The organism is unidentified bacterial endosymbiont (assembly GCF_918797525.1).
Taxonomy (GTDB): Bacteria; Pseudomonadota; Gammaproteobacteria; order Enterobacterales; family Enterobacteriaceae; genus Enterobacter.
The window spans coordinates 3,847,548-3,868,599 of the sequence record NZ_OU963893.1 but is presented as its reverse complement, the minus strand read 5'-3'; the positions used below and the strand labels follow the sequence as shown (position 1 = coordinate 3,868,599).

The window sequence follows — 21,052 nt, the reverse complement described above, 5'->3', positions numbered from 1 at the left end:
GGATAAAGCATGTAAAAACCCAGGCTCAGGGTGCTTAACACTGGTTTTTAGTGCGTCAGATCTCTATAATCTCGCGCAACCTGGTTCACCCTCATTTTTTTAAGCCGTATATAAACAGGCTGGGACACTTCACATGAGCGAAAAATACGTCGTCACCTGGGACATGTTGCAGATTCACGCACGCAAACTGGCTGCGCGACTGATGCCTTCCGAGCAGTGGAAAGGCATTATTGCCGTTAGCCGTGGCGGTCTGGTACCGGGAGCGCTGCTGGCACGTGAGCTGGGTATTCGTCATGTCGATACCGTCTGCATCTCCAGCTATGACCATGACAACCAGCGTGAGCTGACTGTGCTGAAACGCGCGGAAGGCGACGGTGAAGGTTTCATCGTTATTGATGACCTGGTCGACACAGGCGGTACCGCCGTCGCCATCCGCGAAATGTATCCAAAAGCGCACTTCGTCACTATTTTCGCCAAGCCAGCAGGTCGCCCACTGGTTGATGATTACGTGATTGATATTCCTCAGGATACCTGGATTGAACAGCCATGGGATATGGGCGTGATATTTGTACCGCCGATCTCTGGCCGTTAAGTGCCAAACCTAACTTTACACGCCCGGCTTGCCGGGCATTGTTCTTTTTAGTCTGCCACGCGTTACAATGGTCTGTGAATGACGTATCCACGGAGGCAACGTAATGACGCAGGCGAATCTCACCGAAACTCTTTTCAAACCCCGTTTTAAGCACCCTGAAACGTCTACGCTGGTGCGCCGTTTTAACCCAGGCGCCATGCCTGCCATGCAATCTACGTTAGACGGTAAAAACGTGCCTCACTGGTATCGCATGACGAACCGCCTGATGTGGATCTGGCGCGGCATTGATGCGCGTGAAATCCTCGATGTGCAGGCCCGTATTGTGATGAGTGAATCCGAGCGTACCGATAGCGAGCTTTATGACACTGTGGTCGGCTATCGCGGCGGGAACTGGATCTACGAATGGTCAAAACAGGCGATGCTTTGGCAGCAGAAAGCCAGCCAGGAAGAGGATGCAGCGCTCAGCGGCAAGCACTGGTTACATGCGGCCAACCTCTACTCTATCGCCGCGTACCCGCATCTGAAAGGGGATGAACTGGCTGAACAGGCTCAGGCGCTGGCGAATCGCGCCTACGAAGAGGCGGCCCAACGCCTGCCGGTACAGATGCGCGAGCTTGAGTTTACCATCCCAGGTGGCGCGCCCGTCACCGGGTTCCTGCATATGCCTGAAGGCGAAGGCCCGTTCCCGACGGTACTGATGTGCGGCGGTCTGGATTCCCTGCAAATCGACTACTACAGTTTGTTTGAACGTTACTTCGCCCCGAAGGGGATCGCGATGCTAACGCTGGATATGCCTTCAATCGGTTTCTCCTCGAAGTGGAAATTAACGCAAGATTCAAGCCTGCTGCACCAGCATGCGTTGAAAGCACTGGAACATATTCCGTGGGTTGATCATGCGCGGGTGGCGGCATTCGGTTTCCGCTTTGGCGCGAACGTCGCGGTACGTCTGGCTTATCTTGAATCATCGCGCCTGAAAGCCGTGGCCTGTCTTGGGCCGGTGGTTCACGCGTTATTAAGCGATCCTGAACGCCAGGGACGTGTGCCGGAGATGTATCTCGACGTACTGGCCAGCCGTCTTGGCATGCATGATGCCTCAGATGAAGCCTTGCGCATAGAACTGAATCGTTATTCGCTCAAAACACAAGGTTTATTGGGACGTCGTTGCCCGACGCCGATGATGTCAGGTTTCTGGGAAAACGATCCTTTTAGCCCGGAAGAGGAGTCGCGTTTAATCACTTCGTCATCTACGGATGGCAAGCTGCTTGAGGTCCCCTTCAGCCCGGTTTACCATAATTTTGACAACGCGTTAATCGAGATCACGCGCTGGATCGCTCAGAGATTGTGTTAATAGATTGCTAAATTTTTCTGGTTTGATAAAACAGTGGCTTCACAAAAGGAGATCGCAATGACGTTACCGAGTGGACACCCGAAAAGTAGATTGATTAAGAAGTTCATGGCTCTCGGCCCGTATATTCGAGAAGAGCAGTGTGAAGAAAATCGCTTTTTTTTCGACTGCCTGGCTGTTTGCGTCAACGTGAAGCCTGCCCCTGAAAAACGGGAGTTTTGGGGCTGGTGGATGGAAATGGAAGCACAAGAAAAACGTTTCACCTATAGCTACCAGTTTGGTCTGTTTAACAAAGACGGTAGCTGGCAGGCCGCTCCGATTAAAGATCAGGAAGTGATCGACCGCCTGGAATTCACGCTAAAGGAGTACCTCGGAAAAGCGAGTGCTTTACTGGCAACCCTGGATCTCAAGCTTGAACCTGCCGATGATTTTTCCAGCGAAGCGGTAAAGCTAACGGCGTAACGAGATAACCGCGGCACCGTGCAAAAAAAAACCGGTAACAGCCTAATGCCGATCCGGTGGTTGATGTAAAAAGGGTTCATGTTTCTACATGGACCCTTTTTAAATGGAACTTTCTCAGGCACTCGGCATTATCAATATTACCTCTGCGGTACATGCCCGTTCCCTCTCCGATGTCTGAAATTATTAATCTTACGGATATTGCCGATCGTAGCGGAACGCCTTTTACCGCCCGCAGTTCGGGAACTGTTCAACATTACACAATAACACTGGCATCAACAGGCCGCTCACCCGCAGTGGTATGGCCTGAATCTGTTTGCCGTGGATGGTCTGTCTGATGGAACTGAGTAGTCATCTGATAAATGCCAGCGTTTTTGACAGTTGAAATGCGGCTAGCAGACAAGACCCCGGACAACAGCATTCCGCTGTTCGATAAAGGATTTGACTCACTGGGGTTGTTCCATCACTGGATGACGGCGGGAGAAAACCGTCACTGGCTGTTGCCGCTGAAGGAAAACACAGAGTATGAAGTCGTCTGCCGTCTGGGGCGTGCTACTGACTTACACCCTGGTGAGGTATCAGATGGTGAGAAAGGCGTTCCATCTTAAAGGGGGTTATTTGCCTTATCAGTTAAGCTTCAGTGGTACGATAAGTGACATAACACTGCCGTGGGCCACGCCGGGCAATATGCCGTGAGAGTTAAGAAGCCTGTATGAGCAGGCACAATGGCTGATACTACCGGGCAGGCGGGAGCGAAGTTATCAACGAGAGCTGAGGGTAAAAACAAAAAAATATCCTGATAAGAAAACTGCTGGTCACCTTAAGTGACCAGCATTCGGCGAAAGCCGGTTTTTTATTACCCCAAAATTAGAACTGGTACGTCACACCCAGGGCAACAATGTCATCGCTGCTCACGCCCAGTTTGTTATCGTCATCGATCTGATTGATTTTATAATCAACAAACGCGGACATATTTTTGTTGAAGTAATAGGTTGCGCCGACATCAATATATTTCACCAGATCTTCGTCACCGATACCTTCGATATCTTTGCCCTTAGACTGGACATAGCCCAGAGACGGACGCAGGCCGAAATCGAACTGGTATTGTGCCACCACTTCAAAGTTTTGCGCTTTATTTGCAAAACCGCCAGAAATGGGCATCATATTACGGGTTTCAGAATAAAAAGTGGCCAGGTAGATATCGTTAGCGTCATATTTCAGACCGGTTGCCCAGGCCTCCGCTTTTTTACCTTCGCCACGTGCCAGCAGGTTCTGATCGTCAGTACGGTCGGAGCTGGTGTAAGCACCGCTGATGGCGAAATCGCTGCCGCCGAAGTCATAGGTCAGAGAGGTGCCGAAACCATCACCGTTCTGTTTTTTGGCATCGCGATCGTCGTTTTTACCCTGATACTGGAGGGTCATATCCAGGCCGTCAATCGCGCCGAAGAAGTCAGTGTTACGGTAAGTCGCCAGGCCGCTGGCGCGCTTGGTCATGAAGTTATCGGTCTGCGCTGAAGAGTCGCCACCGAATTCAGGGAACATATCGGTCCAGGCTTCAACATCATACAGCGCACCCAGGTTACGACCATAATCCAGAGAGCCGAAGTCTTTCAGTTTCAGACCGGCAAATGCCAGACGCGTTTTTTGTGTCGCATCGCTCTCAGTTTTGTTGCCGGAGAACTCCGCTTCCCAGCGACCATAACCGGTCAGTTGATCGTTAATTTGAGTTTCACCTTTAAAGCCAAAACGTACGTAAGTCTGGTCACCGTCTTTGGCATCGTCATCACTGATGTAGTGCATTGCTTTCACTTTGCCGTACACGTCCAGTTTATTACCGTTTTTATTATAAACTTCTGCCGCGTGCACCGATGCTGAAGCAACAACGCCCATTACCACTAATGCCAGAGTACTCTTTTTCATTTTCAATCCTGAGTGTTATATACGCGCTAAAATTCGCTGGACGCAAAGCTCATGCTTCAGTCCCGTGAAAAAACAGGAAGGGTTTTAACGTTCTGGAATTAAAGTTTTATGACAATTTGAGAATTATTCTAAAAAGTTGTGATTTATTATTTCAGTAATAAAACTGTCAAAATTTGCCGCTACGCTTCCTGATCCTGCGCAACAAAGTGTTCTGCTTTATGCTAAGGCGGTTGGCAACAGGGCTGAGTCCTGTTAAAACGTTCGTTTGACATCAATTTTCCTTATCGTTGAACGGCAGAGAATCATGAGTGACAGCCAGACGCTGGTGGTAAAACTCGGTACCAGTGTATTAACAGGCGGATCGCGCCGCCTAAATCGCGCCCACATCGTTGAGCTTGTACGCCAGTGCGCTCAGTTGCATGCCGCAGGGCACCGTATCGTGATTGTGACCTCCGGGGCGATTGCCGCCGGGCGTGAACATCTGGGCTACCCCGAGCTCCCCGCGACGATAGCCTCGAAACAGCTGCTGGCCGCCGTGGGGCAAAGTCGACTCATTCAACTTTGGGAACAAATGTTTTCCATTTATGGTATCCACGTAGGGCAAATGCTGTTAACGCGTGCGGATATGGAAGATAGAGAACGTTTCCTGAACGCACGTGATACGCTGCGTGCGTTACTGGACAATAATATTGTTCCCGTTATTAACGAGAACGATGCCGTCGCGACTGCTGAAATCAAAGTGGGCGATAACGACAACCTTTCTGCCCTGGCTGCGATTCTGGCCGGTGCCGATAAACTTCTGCTTTTGACCGATCAACAAGGTCTGTTCACCGCCGATCCGCGCTCCAACCCGGAAGCGGAACTGATCAAAGACGTTCACGGTATTGACGACGCGCTGCGCGCCATCGCGGGTGATAGCGTGTCTGGCCTGGGAACCGGAGGAATGGGCACCAAGCTGCAGGCCGCCGACGTGGCATGTCGCGCTGGTATCGACACCACCATTGCCGCAGGCAGCCGTCCTGGCGTGATTGGTGACGTCATGGATGGTATCTCTGTGGGCACTCGCTTTCATGCCCAGGAATCCCCGTTGGAAAACCGCAAACGCTGGATCTTCGGCGCGCCTCCTGCAGGTGAACTGACCGTCGATGAAGGGGCCACCGCCGCAATTCTGGAACGAGGAAGTTCATTACTTCCAAAAGGAATTAAAAGCGTGACAGGCAACTTCTCGCGTGGTGAAGTGATCCGCATCCGTAGTCTTGAAGGGCGCGATATTGCACACGGCGTCAGCCGCTACAACAGCGACGCGCTACGCCGCATTGCGGGTCACCACTCGCAGCAGATTGATGCCATCCTCGGCTACGAGTATGGCCCGGTTGCCGTTCATCGTGATGACATGATTATTCGTTAAGGAGCAAATAATGCTGGAACAAATGGGTGCCGCCGCGAAGGCCGCCTCTTACAAACTGGCGCTCCTTTCCAGCCGCGAGAAAAACCGTGTGCTGGAAAAAATCGCTGATTATCTTGAATCGCAATCCGCTGAGATTTTATGGGCCAATGAACAGGATCTCGCTGAGGCGCATGAAAACGGCCTGAGCGACGCGATGCTGGATCGTCTGGCGCTGAACCCGGCGCGTTTGAAAGGCATCGCTGACGATGTTCGCCAGGTCTGCAACCTGGCCGATCCGGTAGGGCAGGTGATTGACGGTGGTTTGCTGGACAGCGGTCTACGTCTGGAGCGTCGCCGCGTGCCGCTCGGCGTTATCGGCGTGATTTATGAAGCCCGCCCCAATGTGACGGTCGATGTGGCCTCCCTGTGCCTTAAAACCGGTAATGCCGCTATTCTACGCGGTGGTAAAGAGACCTGGCGCACCAACGCGGCAACGGTAAACGTTATCCAGCAGGCCCTTAAAGAGTGTGGCCTGCCGGCGGGCGCCGTGCAGGCGATTGAAAGCCCGGACCGTGCGCTGGTGAACGAGATGCTACGCATGGATAAATACATCGACATGCTGATACCACGTGGTGGCGCGGGTCTGCATAAGCTGTGCCGCGAACAGTCGACGATCCCGGTAATCACTGGCGGTATCGGCGTGTGCCATATCCTGGTCGACGACAGCGCGGAGATTGCACCGGCGCTGAAAATTATCATCAATGCCAAAACCCAGCGACCAGGCACCTGTAACACGGTTGAAACGCTTCTGGTGCATCAGGATATCGCGAGCAGCTTCCTGCCAGCTTTGAGCAAGCAGATGGCGGAAAGCGGCGTTACGCTGCATGCCGATGCTGACGCATTCGTTCTGTTGAAAGACGGCCCGGCGGCTGTGGTTCCGGTTAAAGCACAGCAGTATGACGACGAGTTCTTGTCACTGGATCTGAACGTGAAGGTGATTACGGATCTTGACGACGCCATTGCGCATATCCGGGAACATGGCACCCAACATTCTGACGCGATCCTGACGCGCACTCTGCGCAACGCCGATCGCTTCGTGAACGAAGTGGACTCCTCTGCTGTGTATGTGAATGCCTCAACCCGCTTCACCGACGGCGGACAGTTTGGTCTGGGCGCAGAAGTGGCTGTCAGCACGCAAAAACTGCACGCGCGAGGCCCGATGGGGCTGGAAGCGCTGACTACCTACAAGTGGATCGGCGTCGGTGATGATACGATTCGTGCGTAAATCGCCGCGGGTGATGCAAAAATAGCCATCTGATTTAAAAGGGCATTGACGCATCACCCGGTTAGATTTACTCTTTTGCCCCATGGTTACGCTCGTAACCGGCCTCTCAGGGCCGATATAGCTCAGTTGGTAGAGCAGCGCATTCGTAATGCGAAGGTCGTAGGTTCGACTCCTATTATCGGCACCACTCAAGCATCTCTCTAAGTCTACTCAAGTTCACTGAAACCCCTTATAATCTCCACTTTCCGGCTCCCGTCTGTATTCTGACGTCTACTGGAGTACCCCAAAATCTATATGCATGTGGGGGTACATTCGGGGGTATTTGCTGTTCGGTCTTATGGAGATACCCCCAGTGAAACTTAATGCCCGCCAGGTTGATACCGCTAAACCAAAAGATAAACCCTACAAACTCGCTGATGGTGGAGGACTTTATCTTTTGATTAAACCTAACGGCGCACGATATTGGCGTCTTAAGTACCGTGTCGCTGGCAAAGAAAAGCTGCTGGCCTTGGGGGTATATCCTGACGTTACCCTGGCGGATGCACGGGCGAAACGTGATGAAGCAAAAAGGGGGATCGCTGGGGGTATCGATCCTAACGAAGCGAAGCGTGAAGAAAAGATAGCCCGAGAGGCAAATATCAGGAATACCTTTCGAGAAATTGCCTGTGAATGGCATTCCAGCAAGCTTTACAAATGGTCTGAGGGATATGCCTCTGACATTATGGAAGCGTTCAATAAAGATGTGTTCCCTTACATCGGCAAAAAGCCTATTGCAGATATCAAGCCACTCGAACTGCTGAATGTGCTTCGCCGCATGGAAAGCAGGGGAGCGACTGAAAAGGCAAAAAAAGTCAGGCAGCGTTGTGGTGAAGTTTTCCGCTATGGAATTGTGACTGGCCGGGCTGAATACAATCCTGCCCCCGATCTCACCAGCGCCATGCAAGGACATGAGTCCAACCATTATCCTTTCCTGAACACATCCGAGCTTCCTGCATTTTTCGAATCCCTTTCTCAGTACTCGGGCAGTATTTTAGTCGTTTTGGCCGCGCGCTTGCTGATTCTTACTGGTGTCAGAACAGGTGAACTACGAGGTGCTACATGGCAAGAAATCGACACAGAATCTGCTATGTGGACCATCCCAGCAGAACGTATGAAGATGCGCCGTCCACATATTGTACCTTTATCCAGACAGGTACTAGCTATCATTGAGCGCATCCGCGAAATGACGGGGCGTTACCCTCTGATTTTTCCGGGTCGTAATGACCCACGAAAGACCATGAGTGAAGCCAGTATTAATCAGGTATTCAAGCGCATTGGCTATACCGGACGTGTTACTGGCCATGGTTTCAGACACACCATGAGTACTATTCTCCATGAGCAGGGTTACAACACTGCCTGGATTGAAACACAACTTGCTCATGTTGATAAAAATTCTATTCGCGGCACCTACAACCACGCCCAGTATTTGGAAGGGCGTAGGGAGATGTTGCAGTGGTATGCGGATTACATGGATAGCCTTGAGCAGAATGGGAATCTTATCCACGGTAAGTTTGGGAAGTCAGCATAATCTGCTCGGATAGGTGGTTTAACTAAAGAGGAGTAGACTGCAGTAGAAGTATAAAAAACAGGGCTATACCTTAGTGATACCCGGCTGCCTCTGCGGGTGGGTATAGCTCCCTATAAGAAGAGGCGAAGTTGGCGTGGTCATGTCCGAACAACAATCTCTCCCTTTAGATTTTTCCATACCGCCTTTCCCAAGTCGGGATTTAAGCTGGGTCGCCAACCATGCCCGCTGGATTCTAAAGCGCAACAGAAGAACGAACTCGCAAGTTATCCATGTACAAAAGTTGATCAGGGATCTGATCGACATTTACTGGCAGGAAGAGCGCGAGAAAGAGAAGCAACGGTTAGAAACTGAAGTTAGAGCACGCTTAGCAAAACATCATTGGGGTGAAGAAGAGGACGAAGGCCCAGACCTCTATCCTTTTGCACTTCGTCATAACCGCTATGGCGAGTTTCTTGAATTTGTCGGTGATGAAAGTGAACTTAACCTGCCGGGTGATGGTGACCTGGATGATGTTGAAGTGCTCAATGAAATCATTGAGTGGTTTACTGATAACGAATCCGTTGAAGGATTTGTAGATGCTGGGCCTTATGAATACTTTGCCGCTCTGGCACTTTTACTTGCCGCAGAATCTGTTTACTTCATTCCCTCTATTGAAAAAGTGAATACTACGAAGGTTCTGGCAGACATGGGATGTTTTATTGAACCAGCGATGAAGGCTATGAAGGCCATCGGCTACGCTCGCCTGTCTGAAATGAAAGCAAAACATGAACTCAATCTACTGGCGTCAGAAGAAAAAATAGATGTATTGATGAGCGAGAAAGCTGTTCTTACTGAGGCTGATGTCACTGATGCTTACAAGGTATTGACGCAAAAAGCGAATACCGCACGTCATGTGAAGAATAGGGAAGCGAAGGAGCTGGTTTGTGCCAGATGGCTTGAAAACCGGGAAAAGTTCAAAAGCCTGATGGCTGCTGCTAAGCATTATAAGTTGTGGCTTGAAGGACTAAAATTCTACTACGAGCTATCTACAGTCAGCCGCTGGCTGATGTTGTGTGCTAAAAATAACCCAATCGATAAGTAAATCGGCAATGAAAGTATGTAGTCTCCGCGTAGACTACATACTCTACGTCGTAGAGCAGTAGAATTGATGTACCCATTTGTTTGAAATGACTCCAGTTCTTTTAACGACTATTGGAGTCAGTCATGCCTAAGTCATTTATCCGCTTACCCGAAGTACAACGCCGCACCGGCTACAGTAAGGCCTGGATCTATCGCCTGATGAGTCAGCAGCGTTTTCCTTCTGCCGTGAAGATCGGATCTCGCGCTATCGCCTTTGTTGAGAGCGAAATCGACGACTGGATCGATCAACGCATCGAAGAGTCCCGCAACGGTATCTATCTCCCGGGAATCAAACCACATGCTGTGAACGCATCCCTCAACTGTGGAAATGTAGGGGTGAAAAATGCGTAGTATCGATAACATCCGGGAGGTGGTTCAGGCAGCTTCGGGACAATGGCCGCTCGTGTTGCAAAGACTTGGCATCAAGGTGCCAGGTTCTCCGGTTAAACATTCGGCCTGCCCGGCCTGTGGTGGTAAAGACCGCTTTCGATTTGACGATAAAGGCTGTGGCGCACATATCTGTAATCAATGCGGTGCGGGTGACGGGCTCGATTTAGTCCAAAAGGCACACCAGGTTAGCGCGGCAGAGGCTGCGAATCAGGTTGCTTCTGTGCTGAATCATGTCAATCGCTCTCGCGCAGATGGAATGGTGTATTCCCGACAAAAGGGACTACAGGAAACTGAAATCCGTCGTCAGCGCTTTACGTCGAAATACTTGGCAATGGTCGAGAAAGCCCAGCCAGGGCAAAGCCAGTACCTGGCCGCGAAGGGGCTGAATGATGGGCGTTTTCTGTTGCTCCCTGATGGTACGCTGCTGCTTCCTCTGGTGAATGAGACTGAAAGCGTAGTGGCCGCTCAGTCCATCACATTAAGCGGCGAAAAAAAGCTTCTGCCAGGGTCAGCCAAAAGGGGGGCATGGTACGCCCTGAGTACCGCTGATGTGGGTAGTGACATTGTCGTTTGCGAGGGGCTGGCCACGGGGTTATCTGTCCAACTCATGCAGCCAGATTCCATGGTCGTAGTGGGTCTGGATGCCGGAAATTTGACACCTGTAGCGCAGGCTATGCGTCGCAAGTACCCGAACAGTCGAATCATCATCGCAGCTGATAACGACTGGCAGGGCGAGGAGCAGCCTAATGTCGGGTTAGCCGCTGCGGAAAAAGCCGCTGCAGTTGTAGAGGGGTGGATAGCTCTCCCGCCAGTGGATTACAAAGCTGACTGGAATGATTACCACCAGCGGTTTGGGCTTGATAAAGCTTCTGCTGATTTCAATGATTCTGTTGTGCAGTATCAGTCGAACGCAATGTTAACTGCCTCTAGTCTCGCTGGAGAGACTGAAATCCGTCCCTTCGAACATGATCCACTTAAAGCTCGCGTTGAGTCTCGTCAGGATGGCATTTTCTGGGTGGTGCCCAAGGTGGACAGAGACAGCGGCGAAATCACCCTACAGGAAAGTTGGTTATCCTCTCCAATGGAAGTCGTTGGAATAGGTACTGATGGAAATGATCTGTATCTGATTATCCGCTGGACTGCTTTTGGCTCGGATTTGCCTACCACCAAAGCGATCCCTTTAGCTGATATTGGCGAAAAGGAAGGATGGAGAGTGTTGAAAAAAGGAGGGGTTAACATTACAGCAAAAAGTGGTTTGCGCGCCACGCTTGCTGACTGGCTCCAGCGCAATTACCCGAAAAAACTTTGGCTTATATCCCATGCCACTGGGTGGCAGCATGGTGCCTATATCATGGCGGACGGGGAGATAATCGGCTCTCCGGAAACTCCGGTTTTATTTAGCGGGCGTAGCTCTACAACCTCTGGATATACCTGCAAAGGGACGATTGAAAGTTGGCGTAGAGATGTTGCACATTTGGCAGAGGGAAATCATTGCATGATGACAGCCATCGGCGCTGCCTTTGCCGCACCACTTCTTGGTCCATGTGGAGCTGATGGATTTGGTCTTCATTTCTATGCCCAGTCCAGTGCAGGCAAGACTACAACGGCGAATGTGGCCAGCAGTTTGTATGGCAGCCCTGATCTTCTGCGGCTTACGTGGTATGGGACCTCGCTGGGTCTGGCTAATGAAGCCTCTGCACATAATGATGGCCTGATGCCACTGGATGAAGTTGGCCAAGGATCTGACCCGGCTAGTGTGTCTCAAAGTGCCTACGCGCTGTTCAATGGCGTGGGTAAACTGCAGGGCGCTAAAGAAGGAGGGAACCGTGACCTTAAGCGCTGGAGAACAGTTGCCATTAGCACCGGAGAGATGGATCTTGAAACCTTCATTTCGACTACGGGGCACAAGACGAAAGCAGGGCAACTTGTGCGATTGCTCAATATTCCTTTGAGTAAGACCAATTGCTTCCATGAATATGAAAATGGTAAGCAGCACGCCGACGCACTGAAAAGTGGCTATCAAAACAACTATGGGACCACAGGGCGAGAGTGGATCAAATGGTTAGTTGACCACCAGCAGGAGGCGATTGACGTTGTTCGCGAATGTGAACTGCGCTGGCGTAACCAAATCCCTGCTGAACATGGCGAGCAAGTACACCGAGTGGGTTCCAGGTTTGCGATCCTTGAAGCGGCTCTGCTGCTTAGTCGAACGCTAACGGGCTGGAGTGAAAAGGCATGTATTGAGGCGGTTCGGCAGTGTTATGACGCATGGCTGGATGCTTTTGGTTCCGGAAATAAAGAACGAGAGCAAATTATTGAGCAGGTGGAAGCATTCCTGAATGCTTATGGATTTAGCCGATTTGCGCCGATACCGTTCGACCCTGTCGCGTTGCCAATCAGGGATTTAGCGGGCTACAGGCAAAGGGGAAATCATGAGGATGACCCACTGACCTTTTATGTCTTTCCTGAAACATTCAAAAATGAGATGGCGAAAGGATTCAATTACAAGCAAGTTTGTGAGGTGTTGATTGAGGCCGGGATGTTGATCCTTCCAACAATCGACAGGGGATATATGAAGAAATCCCCTCGTGTTAATGGCAGACAAGCGCGTGTCTTTGAAATCAGGTTTCGGACAGAGAAGTAAGATTATCTACGTGAGATTCTGACACTGAGGGTTGTGGTTCAGTCGGTTCGTCGGTATCACTTTATGATGCCTATGCCCCACGGGCATTTACGTCGAAAAACTGAACCACACGGAACCAACTATGGCGTGATTGAACCAACTTTCCAGAAGGTGATGAACCACAGGGACTTGATGTTGAACCACAGACTCAGCTCTAATGTGGTTCAACAAATGCTAGTAATAGCAATGTCTTCAGGGTTTAATCCAACTGACCCGACTGAACCACACCTTCTACGTTGATATTTACCGGACTAAATACAACGGTTGTTTTTCTTTTTGTTTTATTTTCACCTTATAAGTGATGTCACAGGTTAAATGTTTAAAATATGCGTCATCATTCGTTCCATATATGGAACGGAGCCATTTTAAAATATATAAAATCCCCTGGAGTGTAATGTTTTTAGCCTGTATAGATAAAAAGGGACAACAGGCAAAAAGAGTCTTACATGGAATTAAATGAACTCAGAAAAAGAACGCTGGTGGATGAAACCACAGAATTTTTTGAAAGAGGCGTGTATGAAATTCAAATCCCTGGAATGGATACTGCAGCCTGGCGACAATGGTATATGCGTACAGATGGTAGCCAGTTTGCATTGGTCAATCTTGGTGAAGAACCGCAAATTGTCTGCCGATTCGATATGAGGCAAGTTGACACCTTTATTCCAAGATTACCCACAGCATTGAAAATTCATGCCTGGCAGGATGACCAGTCTGAACGTAAGTGTCCACGTGGAACTCAAACGGCCTTTATGGAATGGGTATTGAGGACTGAATGCATCGCTATCAATTACCGTGACGATCTTGAGTACTGGGAATGCATTGCCAGGCGGTTGAAAAGGCGATTTGGTGTGGTACTCATTTTATTTGATCGCGAAGAAAAACCTTATCTTCGGGAGGTGAGCAGCGAAACAGAGCTGCGGCAGTCACTGGAGCTTTTCCCTTACGCCTGTACGGGCATTCTGGGGAGAATGGATCAGGTTGAGGAAGCACTGGCCAGAGCCTGAGGGGGCTATCTTGATTAGGAAATATGAAGATTATGCTCTGGAAGGATACGAAGTCCCGGTTGGATATCGGTTATTGAAGCGCACAGATACTCATCGAAATGTGGTGTATCTGGATGCTCCGCCTGGGGAGCATTGCACTGCATATCTGATTGCCTGGTGGTACCCGAAACCAGATCAGGTCCGTTTACGGGTCTGGCGGTCGTATGATTTTCAGCATCAGAAGGCAATAGGTGAGTTACCACAAGCATTTGTAGCCCACCAGCTAAAAACCAACGATGTTCAGCTCATGCCGGTTAATAATGCATTCTGGCGAAAATTGGAAGCCTGGGCGCTTGAGGAGTGTTATCAGATTACCGCTGAGCATGACCGGATATTGAGCCACGAAAAGTTGGTAAAGGAATTCTATGGTCTTAAGCGGCTAATGCTCATTCACAAACAGCCAGATGAAACAGAGTTTGACCGATTATTCTGGCAGTATCGGAAGATCTTCCGACGTCTGGCTAATCCTTTAATCATGAAAAGACATTCCCTCAATTAAGAGTGGACGAGTTGTAATGGCATCATTCGATGCTGCATTTTTGCAGCATATTAAAAAGACCAATTATTTATGATGAAAATAACTACAGCAGCTTTTTGCGGGCTTTTGCACGTCAGGCAACAATATTTTGATGAAATACGAAAGAGAGAAAGTGACTTTCCCGTTCCAGTAATGGAAACCCTGGATGGGGAGCTTTGGGATGAAATGCAGTGCCAGCTGTTTTCCGATGCGATGGTAAGCCGGTTACAGAGTTCTCGCTTTCAGCGTTATTGCCGAGCGTGTGAGCTGTCGGTAAAAATTTTAATGCATTATTCCCAAATGTACAGCAGTGAAAAGATACTCTTCGCAGCGTGTGCTGACGTTACGGATCACGAAAAATGGCTATCGCTCCACAACACTCATGCGAAGCAGATGTCTGACTCAATTGATGCTATGGCCAGTGATGTGAAATCGCTCGGGAAGGGTCTTCAGAGGCTGAGAAGTGAACAGGGGTTGCTGGCAGGCCCAGAAGAATCCGTTGCAAAGCGAACGAAAACACTCGTTGCGTTAGCCACAGTAGAAAAAGAATTTGCAGGTAAGGTTAAGAAGCTATCGCAGCGGTACGACAACTATGATTTTTATCTCCAAGGTAACGGGCATTTAGGCTGGATGTTCCCTGCTGACGATAGGGCAGAATTGATGGAGATATTTGTTCAGGCAAACAGGCTCCAATCTGCCCTTAAGCAGTCTCAAGTCTCTCGTATCATGAAATCAGCCAGAGATTTCAGATTGAAGGCAGCAAGCTTCAAGGCTACCGCTGTCGCTATTACAGGTGATGCCCTCGTCGCCGAATCAGCCTACCGTGAATTTATGCACAGAAATCCGACACTGCTAACCAATCAGAGGCAAAAGGAACAGGAGGAAATCCGTGCTCAAGAAGTTGAACGTCACCAACGTAGGAATTTTATACAGAAACTTGCTGTGTGGTTTGTTCGTTTCACTGGAGCTTAGTAACTTAAGAAAAATATGAAAAAGTGTAGATCCAAATTGGCCCCGTAAAGGGCCAAGAATGGATTAAAGAGTAATAGGGATTGGTACAGGAATTCTAGGTTGAATTTCAACTAATCGTGCATCCGACTCGAGTATTCCGGAGAAAATATTCGGTGTTTTGGGCGACTCGAGCGAAACTACGAATGCATATCGTATACTTGCCGCTTTAGAACCATCGATTTGATCTCCACCTTCACGCGCCATATAGTGAATTTCAAAGCAAGGTCGTAGTAATTTGTTGCCGACTTTATTCAGTTCTGCACTAAGAACCGACTCCCATTTTCCCGCATCTGCACGCAATTCTGCTTCTGTGGCGACAGTTTTCTGCTTGAAAAAAGACTGGGTTTTTTCAGGATCAGGGCGGAATGTAATTTCAACACCAGCACGTGTATACATTGAGGTATCCTGAGGATCTACCGGACTTGAGAAACAACAAGTAGCCCGAATTTTCACTTTGCCATTAATTCCTGTTTCAGGGATTGGCAAAGGTACGCGTAAATATTTCCCTGGTGTTAGCTCACCTTGGTAAAGGATTCGGGCAGTTCCGTCAGGGGACTCGATGATTTCATTTATTGATTCTGGCACTTTGCCCCATCCCACATCTCCCTTTTCATGGTCTGCACGCTCAGCTGCATTGATTAGCAGAGCTTTGATTGCGAGTGGTGAAATATCATGTCCAAGGATTGCTCGAATACCTACGGCATAACGTAATAAAAAAGGCGCTGAAAAGCTGGTTCCACAGGTTGGTACCAGTTTGTTGGAATCCGTAGCACTTGGCACATGGAAGTACTGTCTGGGCGTTCCTCCAAATGCAACAAGATCAGGTTTAACCAATCCTGGTGAGCGTCCCGGGCCAACAGCACTGTATGGTGCGCGCTTCCACCCTGTATCAACTTGGTCAGTGGCTCCAACGGATAGTGCATTGACACAATCTGAAGGTACTTGAATACGATTAAGGCCAAGTGAACCCTTGCTATCTCCATTATTTCCGGCAGCTATAGTGAGGAATGTATCGCCGTCTGCAAGATACGTATCAATGAGAGATGTCCATGGATGAATTTCATCATCATCTATAGGTAGTGCAGGGCCGAGGCTTAGGTTCAAAAATTCATACTGGCGGGATAGCAGAATATCTTCGAGATGTGACAGCGTACGATAAAGTTCGTAAGGATCCTCTCCGCCAATATTACTGTCAAGAATCCGATGATGATCAACATATGAGAAAGGGCGGCTTGCTTTTTCTCCAGGCCAAAGCGGCCCAAAAAGGAATGCCGAAGTAACACCCAATCCGTGAGAGGGACCGTCAACGTGATCATCTGCTGTAGTATCAGCTAGAGAATAGTTAGTGACCCAAGGCTCAAGCACATGCTTTTCAGGTAGTCCACCATCTAGAATGGCAACACGCACATCTGAGGCGTAAGGCTGTACTTCAGGCAAATTTATGTCAGCGCCAACTGGTACCCCTCGGGTTATAGGCCTAAACGATCTCATAGCTGGCAAAGGCCGGACTACGCGAACGAATGAAAAGGATGCAAGTTGGACCAGTTGATTATCTGAGCCTGCAATAGGCATGAACCAGAGATTACCAACTTCAATAGCCATTTCTTCTTTGGTTTCAAACCCTAGTTCATGTGCGTAATCAACGAATGCGGTTTTGATAAACTCACTGTTTCCCACTGGCATAAGTTGTAATCCAACTTCCCAATATCCCTCAAAAGCATCGGGATTTTTTTTAACCTTTTCATTATTGTCTGGTTCTGAAATGTTCCAAACACGGAAAAGGTCAGCGCCTCCTCTGCTTGTTTCAGTAAAATGTTCTAACTCTTTACTAAACGCCGTTAGCCGGTCTCTTTTGCCAGCTACAAATATTTTAGTTGTCGGTGACTTTACTGGTGGACCTGTTCTCGTCCACCGATCGGGTAGTACTTCGACACCCTTACTCCCGATGGAGCGTACGGCCATTTCTTTGAAAAGTGCTCGGGGAAAATGCCCTTTTGCAATGTAAGATGGATGTAGAGTAATAGTCGCAACTGCAAAATCTTTGGGACAGAGACTGTCGTCTAATGCATTCAACTTGCTGACTGTCTGCTCAAACTGAGGTTTTAACCTCCCCATTACCTCTTGAAAGGTATAAATCGGATCCGACTTAGGATTTATTTTCGGCGGGGGAGTATGGGATGCTAACACTTCTGCCTTGCCGATAATGTAGTTTCGCTTTTCAGTCATTACTCATCTCCTTTGCCATTAGATGTTTTCGAATTGTATCCCTGCTTATATTCGCGATTTTTGCGGCCTTTTGCTGTGTGAGACCATATTCACGAACTAGTCTGACTGCGAAGCTGATTTTTTCGGCCTTGGTTTTCTTCGTGGCATCAAAATCCAGTTGTGCAATCAAGTCTGCTTCAAAATGCTCTGGACGCAGTATATAAAGTCTGCGTAATTGCGAGATTTCACGCTTAATGTTGCTGTATGACTGACCTCGAAGGCTTTCTTTCAGAAGGTCATACCAAGGTGCTAATATATTGAACTCATCTCCAGCGAACAGACGCACAGCTTCGGCAACTTGTGCATCGTCAGGTAGTTGAAAAGTAATTTCAAGATCAAAACGTCGCCAAAGTGCCGGATCAACGAGCTCCGGGTGATTAGTTGCAGCGATCAATAAACCGCTGGATGGCCAATCTTCTAATTCTTGCAACATGATAGTGACAAGGCGCTTTAGTTCGCCTACGTCGGCCTCATCAGTACGTTTTTTGGCAATAGCATCAATTTCATCAAGTAGTAAAATTGATGGGTGAGATTTGGCGTAATCAATTACGCTGCGAAGATTGCTACCAGTCCGACCCAAGAAGCTACTCATCACCGTCGTTAGGTCTAGCGTATACAGCGGGAGTTCAAGCTTTTGAGACAGCCACTGAGCCGTCATTGTTTTTCCTACACCAGGAGGGCCGCTGAAAATTAACGATTTAGCAGGTACTAGTCCGTGGCGAGTCAACAGTTCGCTTTTTTCTCGTTCCAGTAAAACTTGTTCAAGCTGCTTTTTTACCTGACCCTGTAAAAGGGGGGTGTCAGAATTGGTTGGAGTTGATGACATTTTCAACAGCGAGTGGGGCATAACTTCATCAGTAGTAGTGCCTTGAAAATCGTAAGAGGATGGCTCCTTACGCATAACATCATGGGAACGGGCAGGGTTCAGTTTTAGCAACTCTTCGATTTTCAATGCAAGCTGGGGGTCACTCTTTCTTAATGAGCGGACATGTTTAGCTAGATAGAGCCGTAAGTCTTTCTCATTCCCTTCAAGAGATAACTTGATTAAACTGACTAAATCTAAAGTCATTTGTGCACCTTGGTCAATAATTTGCGTAACTTCATGTTATTTAAAGGCAAAAAATCATAATTTTAATGTCTGTTTTTTGCGTTTTTATGCATTATAGACAGTTTCATCCATGTTGTCAGTAGCTACTGTGTTTTTTTACAGTGCCGAAAGTTGTGTTTTATCGTTTCCCACCTACTTTGCTCTGACGAGCGTCCCAATCGATTTCTAACGTATGACCCTCTCAAAAAATGCTGTTCCATTAATAAGAGGAATTTCAGCATAATACGTGCTGTCTGGACTAAGGTTAGCTTGGTTACCCGCGGAAGATACGGATGGAAAACGGAGCGGAACTGGTCTCACTGTCACAATGGGTTGAAGAACATGGAGTGTTGCTGGAATTTACCAAGCCGGGCAAGTCGATACAGAACATGTTTATTGAGCGGTTCAACTGGACTTACCGGACAGCAATCTTGGATTTTTATCTGTTCAGGACCCTGAATGAAGCCCGGAAAATCACAGAGTGCTGGCTGAAGGAATATAACAGCGAATGACCTCATAGATTCCTGAATAACCTAGAAGAGTTCAGGCTGATGGCTGAAAACCCGGAAGCCTCAAAAAGCGTGGTGAACCAAAATGGGTACGCATACAGCCCGCGGCGACATCTTCAATTACATTGAAATCCTCTATTACCGGGTCCGTTGCCACATTCATCTCGGGGGTGTCAGTACGGAGGCCTTTGAACAGGCCTAGCAGAGTAAGGACAAGAAATGTCTACGGTTGTGGAGGCTGTCCACTTTGCAAATAGTCGTCAAAGAAAAATGCTAAAAGGTAGTCAAGTAACACACAATTACGCATATTTATCTTATTCTAAAATTTATCTGATCTAAATTAGGCATCACAATCAAAGCGAATTAAAAGGAGTCTAAACTTGTCAGCTATCGTACCAAAACTACCAGAGCCGATACTTCCGGCATTACCAACAACTGTTCTGCCAGCGATTTCTGCACTCACTGCATCATTGGGGATACCCCGCGATGTACTGGCAAGCGATGAGGAAATTCAGTATGCATGGCGCGATCTTCCCCGTGAATTGCGTGAAATTCCACCAGATCTTCGTGGTGAGTTGGTAGCCAGAATGTGCGTTGCTGTTAGCACTGGTCTATTTGATGGGGCAATGAATTACGCATGGAACGCCGCCATCCTTCAATTGAGAACAAAAGTAAGGAACTTTGGCCTACCTATTGTCGCGCAGATCTTGCAATCGGACTTCGAAGAAAGGCATCTATTGGAACTTCAAGATAGCCGACTCCTTGAACTTGCACTCAAATTAAACTTAGTTAACGAAGATGGGTTCTTTTTCCTCGATCAATGTCGAGAAGTTCGCAATAACTTTTCAGCCGCCCACCCGACAATGGGCAGCGTTAATGACCGAGAGTTCACAACGTTTCTAAACCGATGTGTTCGTTATGCCTTGGCTGATGCATCGTCTCCGAAAGGAGTAGACATTGGTGCATTCATCTCCGCTGTTAAAGGTGCAAGATTTAATGCTAACCAGCATGATATATGGGTGCAAAGACTTACAGAGACACACGATGCTCAGCGTCAGATGTTGGTTGGAATGGTACATGGCATCTATTGTGACCCAAATACATCAGAACCGTCGCGGTTGAACGCATTGGATATAGGTGGTTCACTAAAAGAAATTTTTACTGCATCTCTTCGCTCAGATCTCGTTAACAAGCATAGCGAGTACGCAGCAAAAGGAGATGAGCCACGTCATGCTGCATCTCTCCAGTTCTTCGAGAAGCTTGGTCTTTTGACTCTGCTAAATGAGTCTGAGCAACATGCCGTCTTCTACCGAGCCATTGAGCGTCTTTGGAATGTACATAACGGAACAAATAATTTCTACAATGAGCCGCCATTTGCAGAGCGACTATTAGAATTGTCGCTGCACGGAGCTGTACCGGAAACGGCACAAGAGCAATTCGTACAAGTAGTTGTCTGCTGCTACATTGGCAATGGTTACGGTGTTTGCTGGGCGGCAGCTACAAGTTATGAACAATTAATTCGTAACTTTTCCCCAAGGGAAATAGCAACGATGATTCGTTTGGCAAGCAACAATGACAATAGCCTTGGACGCCGTGTAAACACATTACAGTCCTGTCGTGCCAGATTTAAAGCCACTCTTGCTTTGATTGATCCAGCGAGCGTTCCCAGTGGAGTTAAAGCAGCTTACGATCATTACTTAAAGTCGTGAAGTGAAGAGGTTTTAAATTTGGACGATGAGTTTAGGGTGTTAGGGATGAGGAGGGCTGGCAAATGCCAGCCCCATTTAAAAATGGGTGAGTGGTATCAATCGCTAGGGCTGATACCTGATACTTTTGAGCGCTACTAAAAAAAAGACCTGAACAACATACCCAT

At 48.4% G+C, this 21,052-nt stretch carries 15 protein-coding genes, 1 tRNA gene and 3 pseudogenes; 16 read left to right on the top strand and 3 right to left on the bottom strand.

What is annotated here, in order from left to right:
• Nucleotides 1-133: 133 nt before the first annotated feature.
• The 4 genes and pseudogenes from gpt to NL510_RS23100 all read left to right on the top strand — a co-directional run.
• Entirely contained in the window at nucleotides 134-592 is a 459-nt protein-coding gene (gene gpt, locus NL510_RS18585; RefSeq protein ID WP_253379151.1) for a xanthine phosphoribosyltransferase, read from the top strand.
• 103 nt (nucleotides 593-695) lie between these two features.
• The gene (frsA, locus tag NL510_RS18580) at nucleotides 696-1,940 is read left to right on the top strand and encodes an esterase FrsA (protein WP_253379150.1); all 1,245 of its coding nucleotides are present in this window, start codon (nucleotides 696-698) and stop codon (nucleotides 1,938-1,940) included.
• 57 nt (nucleotides 1,941-1,997) lie between these two features.
• Nucleotides 1,998-2,399, top strand: a complete 402-nt coding sequence (gene crl, locus NL510_RS18575) for a sigma factor-binding protein Crl (RefSeq protein WP_253379148.1) — start codon at nucleotides 1,998-2,000, stop codon at nucleotides 2,397-2,399.
• A 267-nt stretch (nucleotides 2,400-2,666) separates the two neighbouring features.
• Nucleotides 2,667-2,947 (top strand): annotated as a pseudogene (locus NL510_RS23100) (IS4 family transposase); the annotation flags it as partial.
• A gap of 316 nt (nucleotides 2,948-3,263) precedes the next feature.
• Here NL510_RS23100 and phoE read toward each other — a convergent pair.
• Nucleotides 3,264-4,316: a phosphoporin PhoE gene (gene phoE, locus NL510_RS18565; RefSeq protein ID WP_253379146.1), complete on the bottom strand. Its 1,053-nt coding sequence runs from the start codon at nucleotides 4,314-4,316 to the stop codon at nucleotides 3,264-3,266.
• A gap of 304 nt (nucleotides 4,317-4,620) precedes the next feature.
• Between phoE and proB the strand changes: the two genes are divergently transcribed.
• From proB to NL510_RS18515, 10 genes and pseudogenes are all read left to right on the top strand, one after another.
• Nucleotides 4,621-5,724 carry a glutamate 5-kinase gene (proB, locus tag NL510_RS18560; protein ID WP_253379144.1) on the top strand — a complete coding sequence of 368 codons (1,104 nt, stop codon included), beginning with the start codon at nucleotides 4,621-4,623 and terminating at the stop codon, nucleotides 5,722-5,724.
• Between the two features lie 10 nt (nucleotides 5,725-5,734).
• Entirely contained in the window at nucleotides 5,735-6,988 is a 1,254-nt protein-coding gene (gene proA / locus NL510_RS18555) for a glutamate-5-semialdehyde dehydrogenase (RefSeq protein ID WP_253379139.1), read from the top strand.
• 111 nt (nucleotides 6,989-7,099) lie between these two features.
• Nucleotides 7,100-7,175: transfer RNA gene (locus NL510_RS18550), tRNA-Thr, on the top strand.
• A gap of 165 nt (nucleotides 7,176-7,340) precedes the next feature.
• The gene (locus NL510_RS18545) at nucleotides 7,341-8,555 is read left to right on the top strand and encodes a tyrosine-type recombinase/integrase (protein WP_253379137.1); all 1,215 of its coding nucleotides are present in this window, start codon (nucleotides 7,341-7,343) and stop codon (nucleotides 8,553-8,555) included.
• A 139-nt stretch (nucleotides 8,556-8,694) separates the two neighbouring features.
• A complete protein-coding gene (locus tag NL510_RS18540) occupies nucleotides 8,695-9,636 on the top strand; it encodes a hypothetical protein (protein ID WP_253379127.1) in 942 nt (313 codons plus the stop codon).
• Nucleotides 9,637-9,758: 122 nt separating this feature from the next.
• Nucleotides 9,759-9,950, top strand: a pseudogene (locus NL510_RS18535) (helix-turn-helix transcriptional regulator); the annotation flags it as partial.
• Between the two features lie 67 nt (nucleotides 9,951-10,017).
• Entirely contained in the window at nucleotides 10,018-12,708 is a 2,691-nt protein-coding gene (locus NL510_RS18530) for a TOPRIM and DUF927 domain-containing protein (protein ID WP_253379125.1), read from the top strand.
• Between the two features lie 485 nt (nucleotides 12,709-13,193).
• A complete protein-coding gene (locus tag NL510_RS18525; protein WP_253379123.1) occupies nucleotides 13,194-13,751 on the top strand; it encodes a hypothetical protein in 558 nt (185 codons plus the stop codon).
• Nucleotides 13,752-13,761: 10 nt separating this feature from the next.
• Nucleotides 13,762-14,289, top strand: coding sequence for a hypothetical protein (locus NL510_RS18520; RefSeq protein WP_253379122.1), 528 nt, complete (start codon nucleotides 13,762-13,764; stop codon nucleotides 14,287-14,289).
• A 69-nt stretch (nucleotides 14,290-14,358) separates the two neighbouring features.
• Complete coding sequence (locus tag NL510_RS18515) at nucleotides 14,359-15,279, top strand: hypothetical protein (RefSeq protein ID WP_253379121.1); 921 nt, start codon at nucleotides 14,359-14,361, stop codon at nucleotides 15,277-15,279.
• 63 nt (nucleotides 15,280-15,342) lie between these two features.
• Here the strand turns inward: NL510_RS18515 and NL510_RS18510 are convergent, their stop codons facing one another.
• Both NL510_RS18510 and NL510_RS18505 read right to left on the bottom strand, forming a co-directional pair.
• A complete protein-coding gene (locus tag NL510_RS18510) occupies nucleotides 15,343-17,544 on the bottom strand; it encodes a S8 family peptidase (RefSeq protein ID WP_253379120.1) in 2,202 nt (733 codons plus the stop codon).
• A complete protein-coding gene (locus NL510_RS18505) occupies nucleotides 17,537-18,652 on the bottom strand; it encodes an AAA family ATPase (RefSeq protein ID WP_105574251.1) in 1,116 nt (371 codons plus the stop codon). The genes NL510_RS18510 and NL510_RS18505 overlap by 8 nt, the downstream gene beginning before the upstream one ends.
• A gap of 290 nt (nucleotides 18,653-18,942) precedes the next feature.
• On the opposite strand from NL510_RS18505, the pseudogene NL510_RS18500 reads away from it, so the two are divergent.
• Both NL510_RS18500 and NL510_RS18495 read left to right on the top strand, forming a co-directional pair.
• Nucleotides 18,943-19,308: pseudogene (locus NL510_RS18500) on the top strand (integrase core domain-containing protein); the annotation flags it as partial.
• Nucleotides 19,309-19,559: 251 nt separating this feature from the next.
• Nucleotides 19,560-20,888 carry a hypothetical protein gene (locus tag NL510_RS18495; protein ID WP_105574252.1) on the top strand — a complete coding sequence of 443 codons (1,329 nt, stop codon included), beginning with the start codon at nucleotides 19,560-19,562 and terminating at the stop codon, nucleotides 20,886-20,888.
• Nucleotides 20,889-21,052 lie beyond the last annotated feature (164 nt).

Bases quoted from the DNA above. Each gene is read 5' to 3' on its own strand.
- gpt (WP_253379151.1), top strand. From the start codon at position 134: ATGAGCGAAAAATACGTCGTCACCTGGGACATGTTGCAGATTCACGCA.
- frsA (WP_253379150.1), top strand. From the start codon at position 696: ATGACGCAGGCGAATCTCACCGAAACTCTTTTCAAACCCCGTTTTAAG.
- crl (WP_253379148.1), top strand. From the start codon at position 1,998: ATGACGTTACCGAGTGGACACCCGAAAAGTAGATTGATTAAGAAGTTC.
- phoE (WP_253379146.1), bottom strand. From the start codon at position 4,316: ATGAAAAAGAGTACTCTGGCATTAGTGGTAATGGGCGTTGTTGCTTCA.
- proB (WP_253379144.1), top strand. From the start codon at position 4,621: ATGAGTGACAGCCAGACGCTGGTGGTAAAACTCGGTACCAGTGTATTA.
- proA (WP_253379139.1), top strand. From the start codon at position 5,735: ATGCTGGAACAAATGGGTGCCGCCGCGAAGGCCGCCTCTTACAAACTG.
- NL510_RS18540 (WP_253379127.1), top strand. From the start codon at position 8,695: ATGTCCGAACAACAATCTCTCCCTTTAGATTTTTCCATACCGCCTTTC.
- NL510_RS18530 (WP_253379125.1), top strand. From the start codon at position 10,018: ATGCGTAGTATCGATAACATCCGGGAGGTGGTTCAGGCAGCTTCGGGA.
- NL510_RS18525 (WP_253379123.1), top strand. From the start codon at position 13,194: ATGGAATTAAATGAACTCAGAAAAAGAACGCTGGTGGATGAAACCACA.
- NL510_RS18515 (WP_253379121.1), top strand. From the start codon at position 14,359: ATGATGAAAATAACTACAGCAGCTTTTTGCGGGCTTTTGCACGTCAGG.
- NL510_RS18510 (WP_253379120.1), bottom strand. From the start codon at position 17,544: ATGACTGAAAAGCGAAACTACATTATCGGCAAGGCAGAAGTGTTAGCA.
- NL510_RS18505 (WP_105574251.1), bottom strand. From the start codon at position 18,652: ATGACTTTAGATTTAGTCAGTTTAATCAAGTTATCTCTTGAAGGGAAT.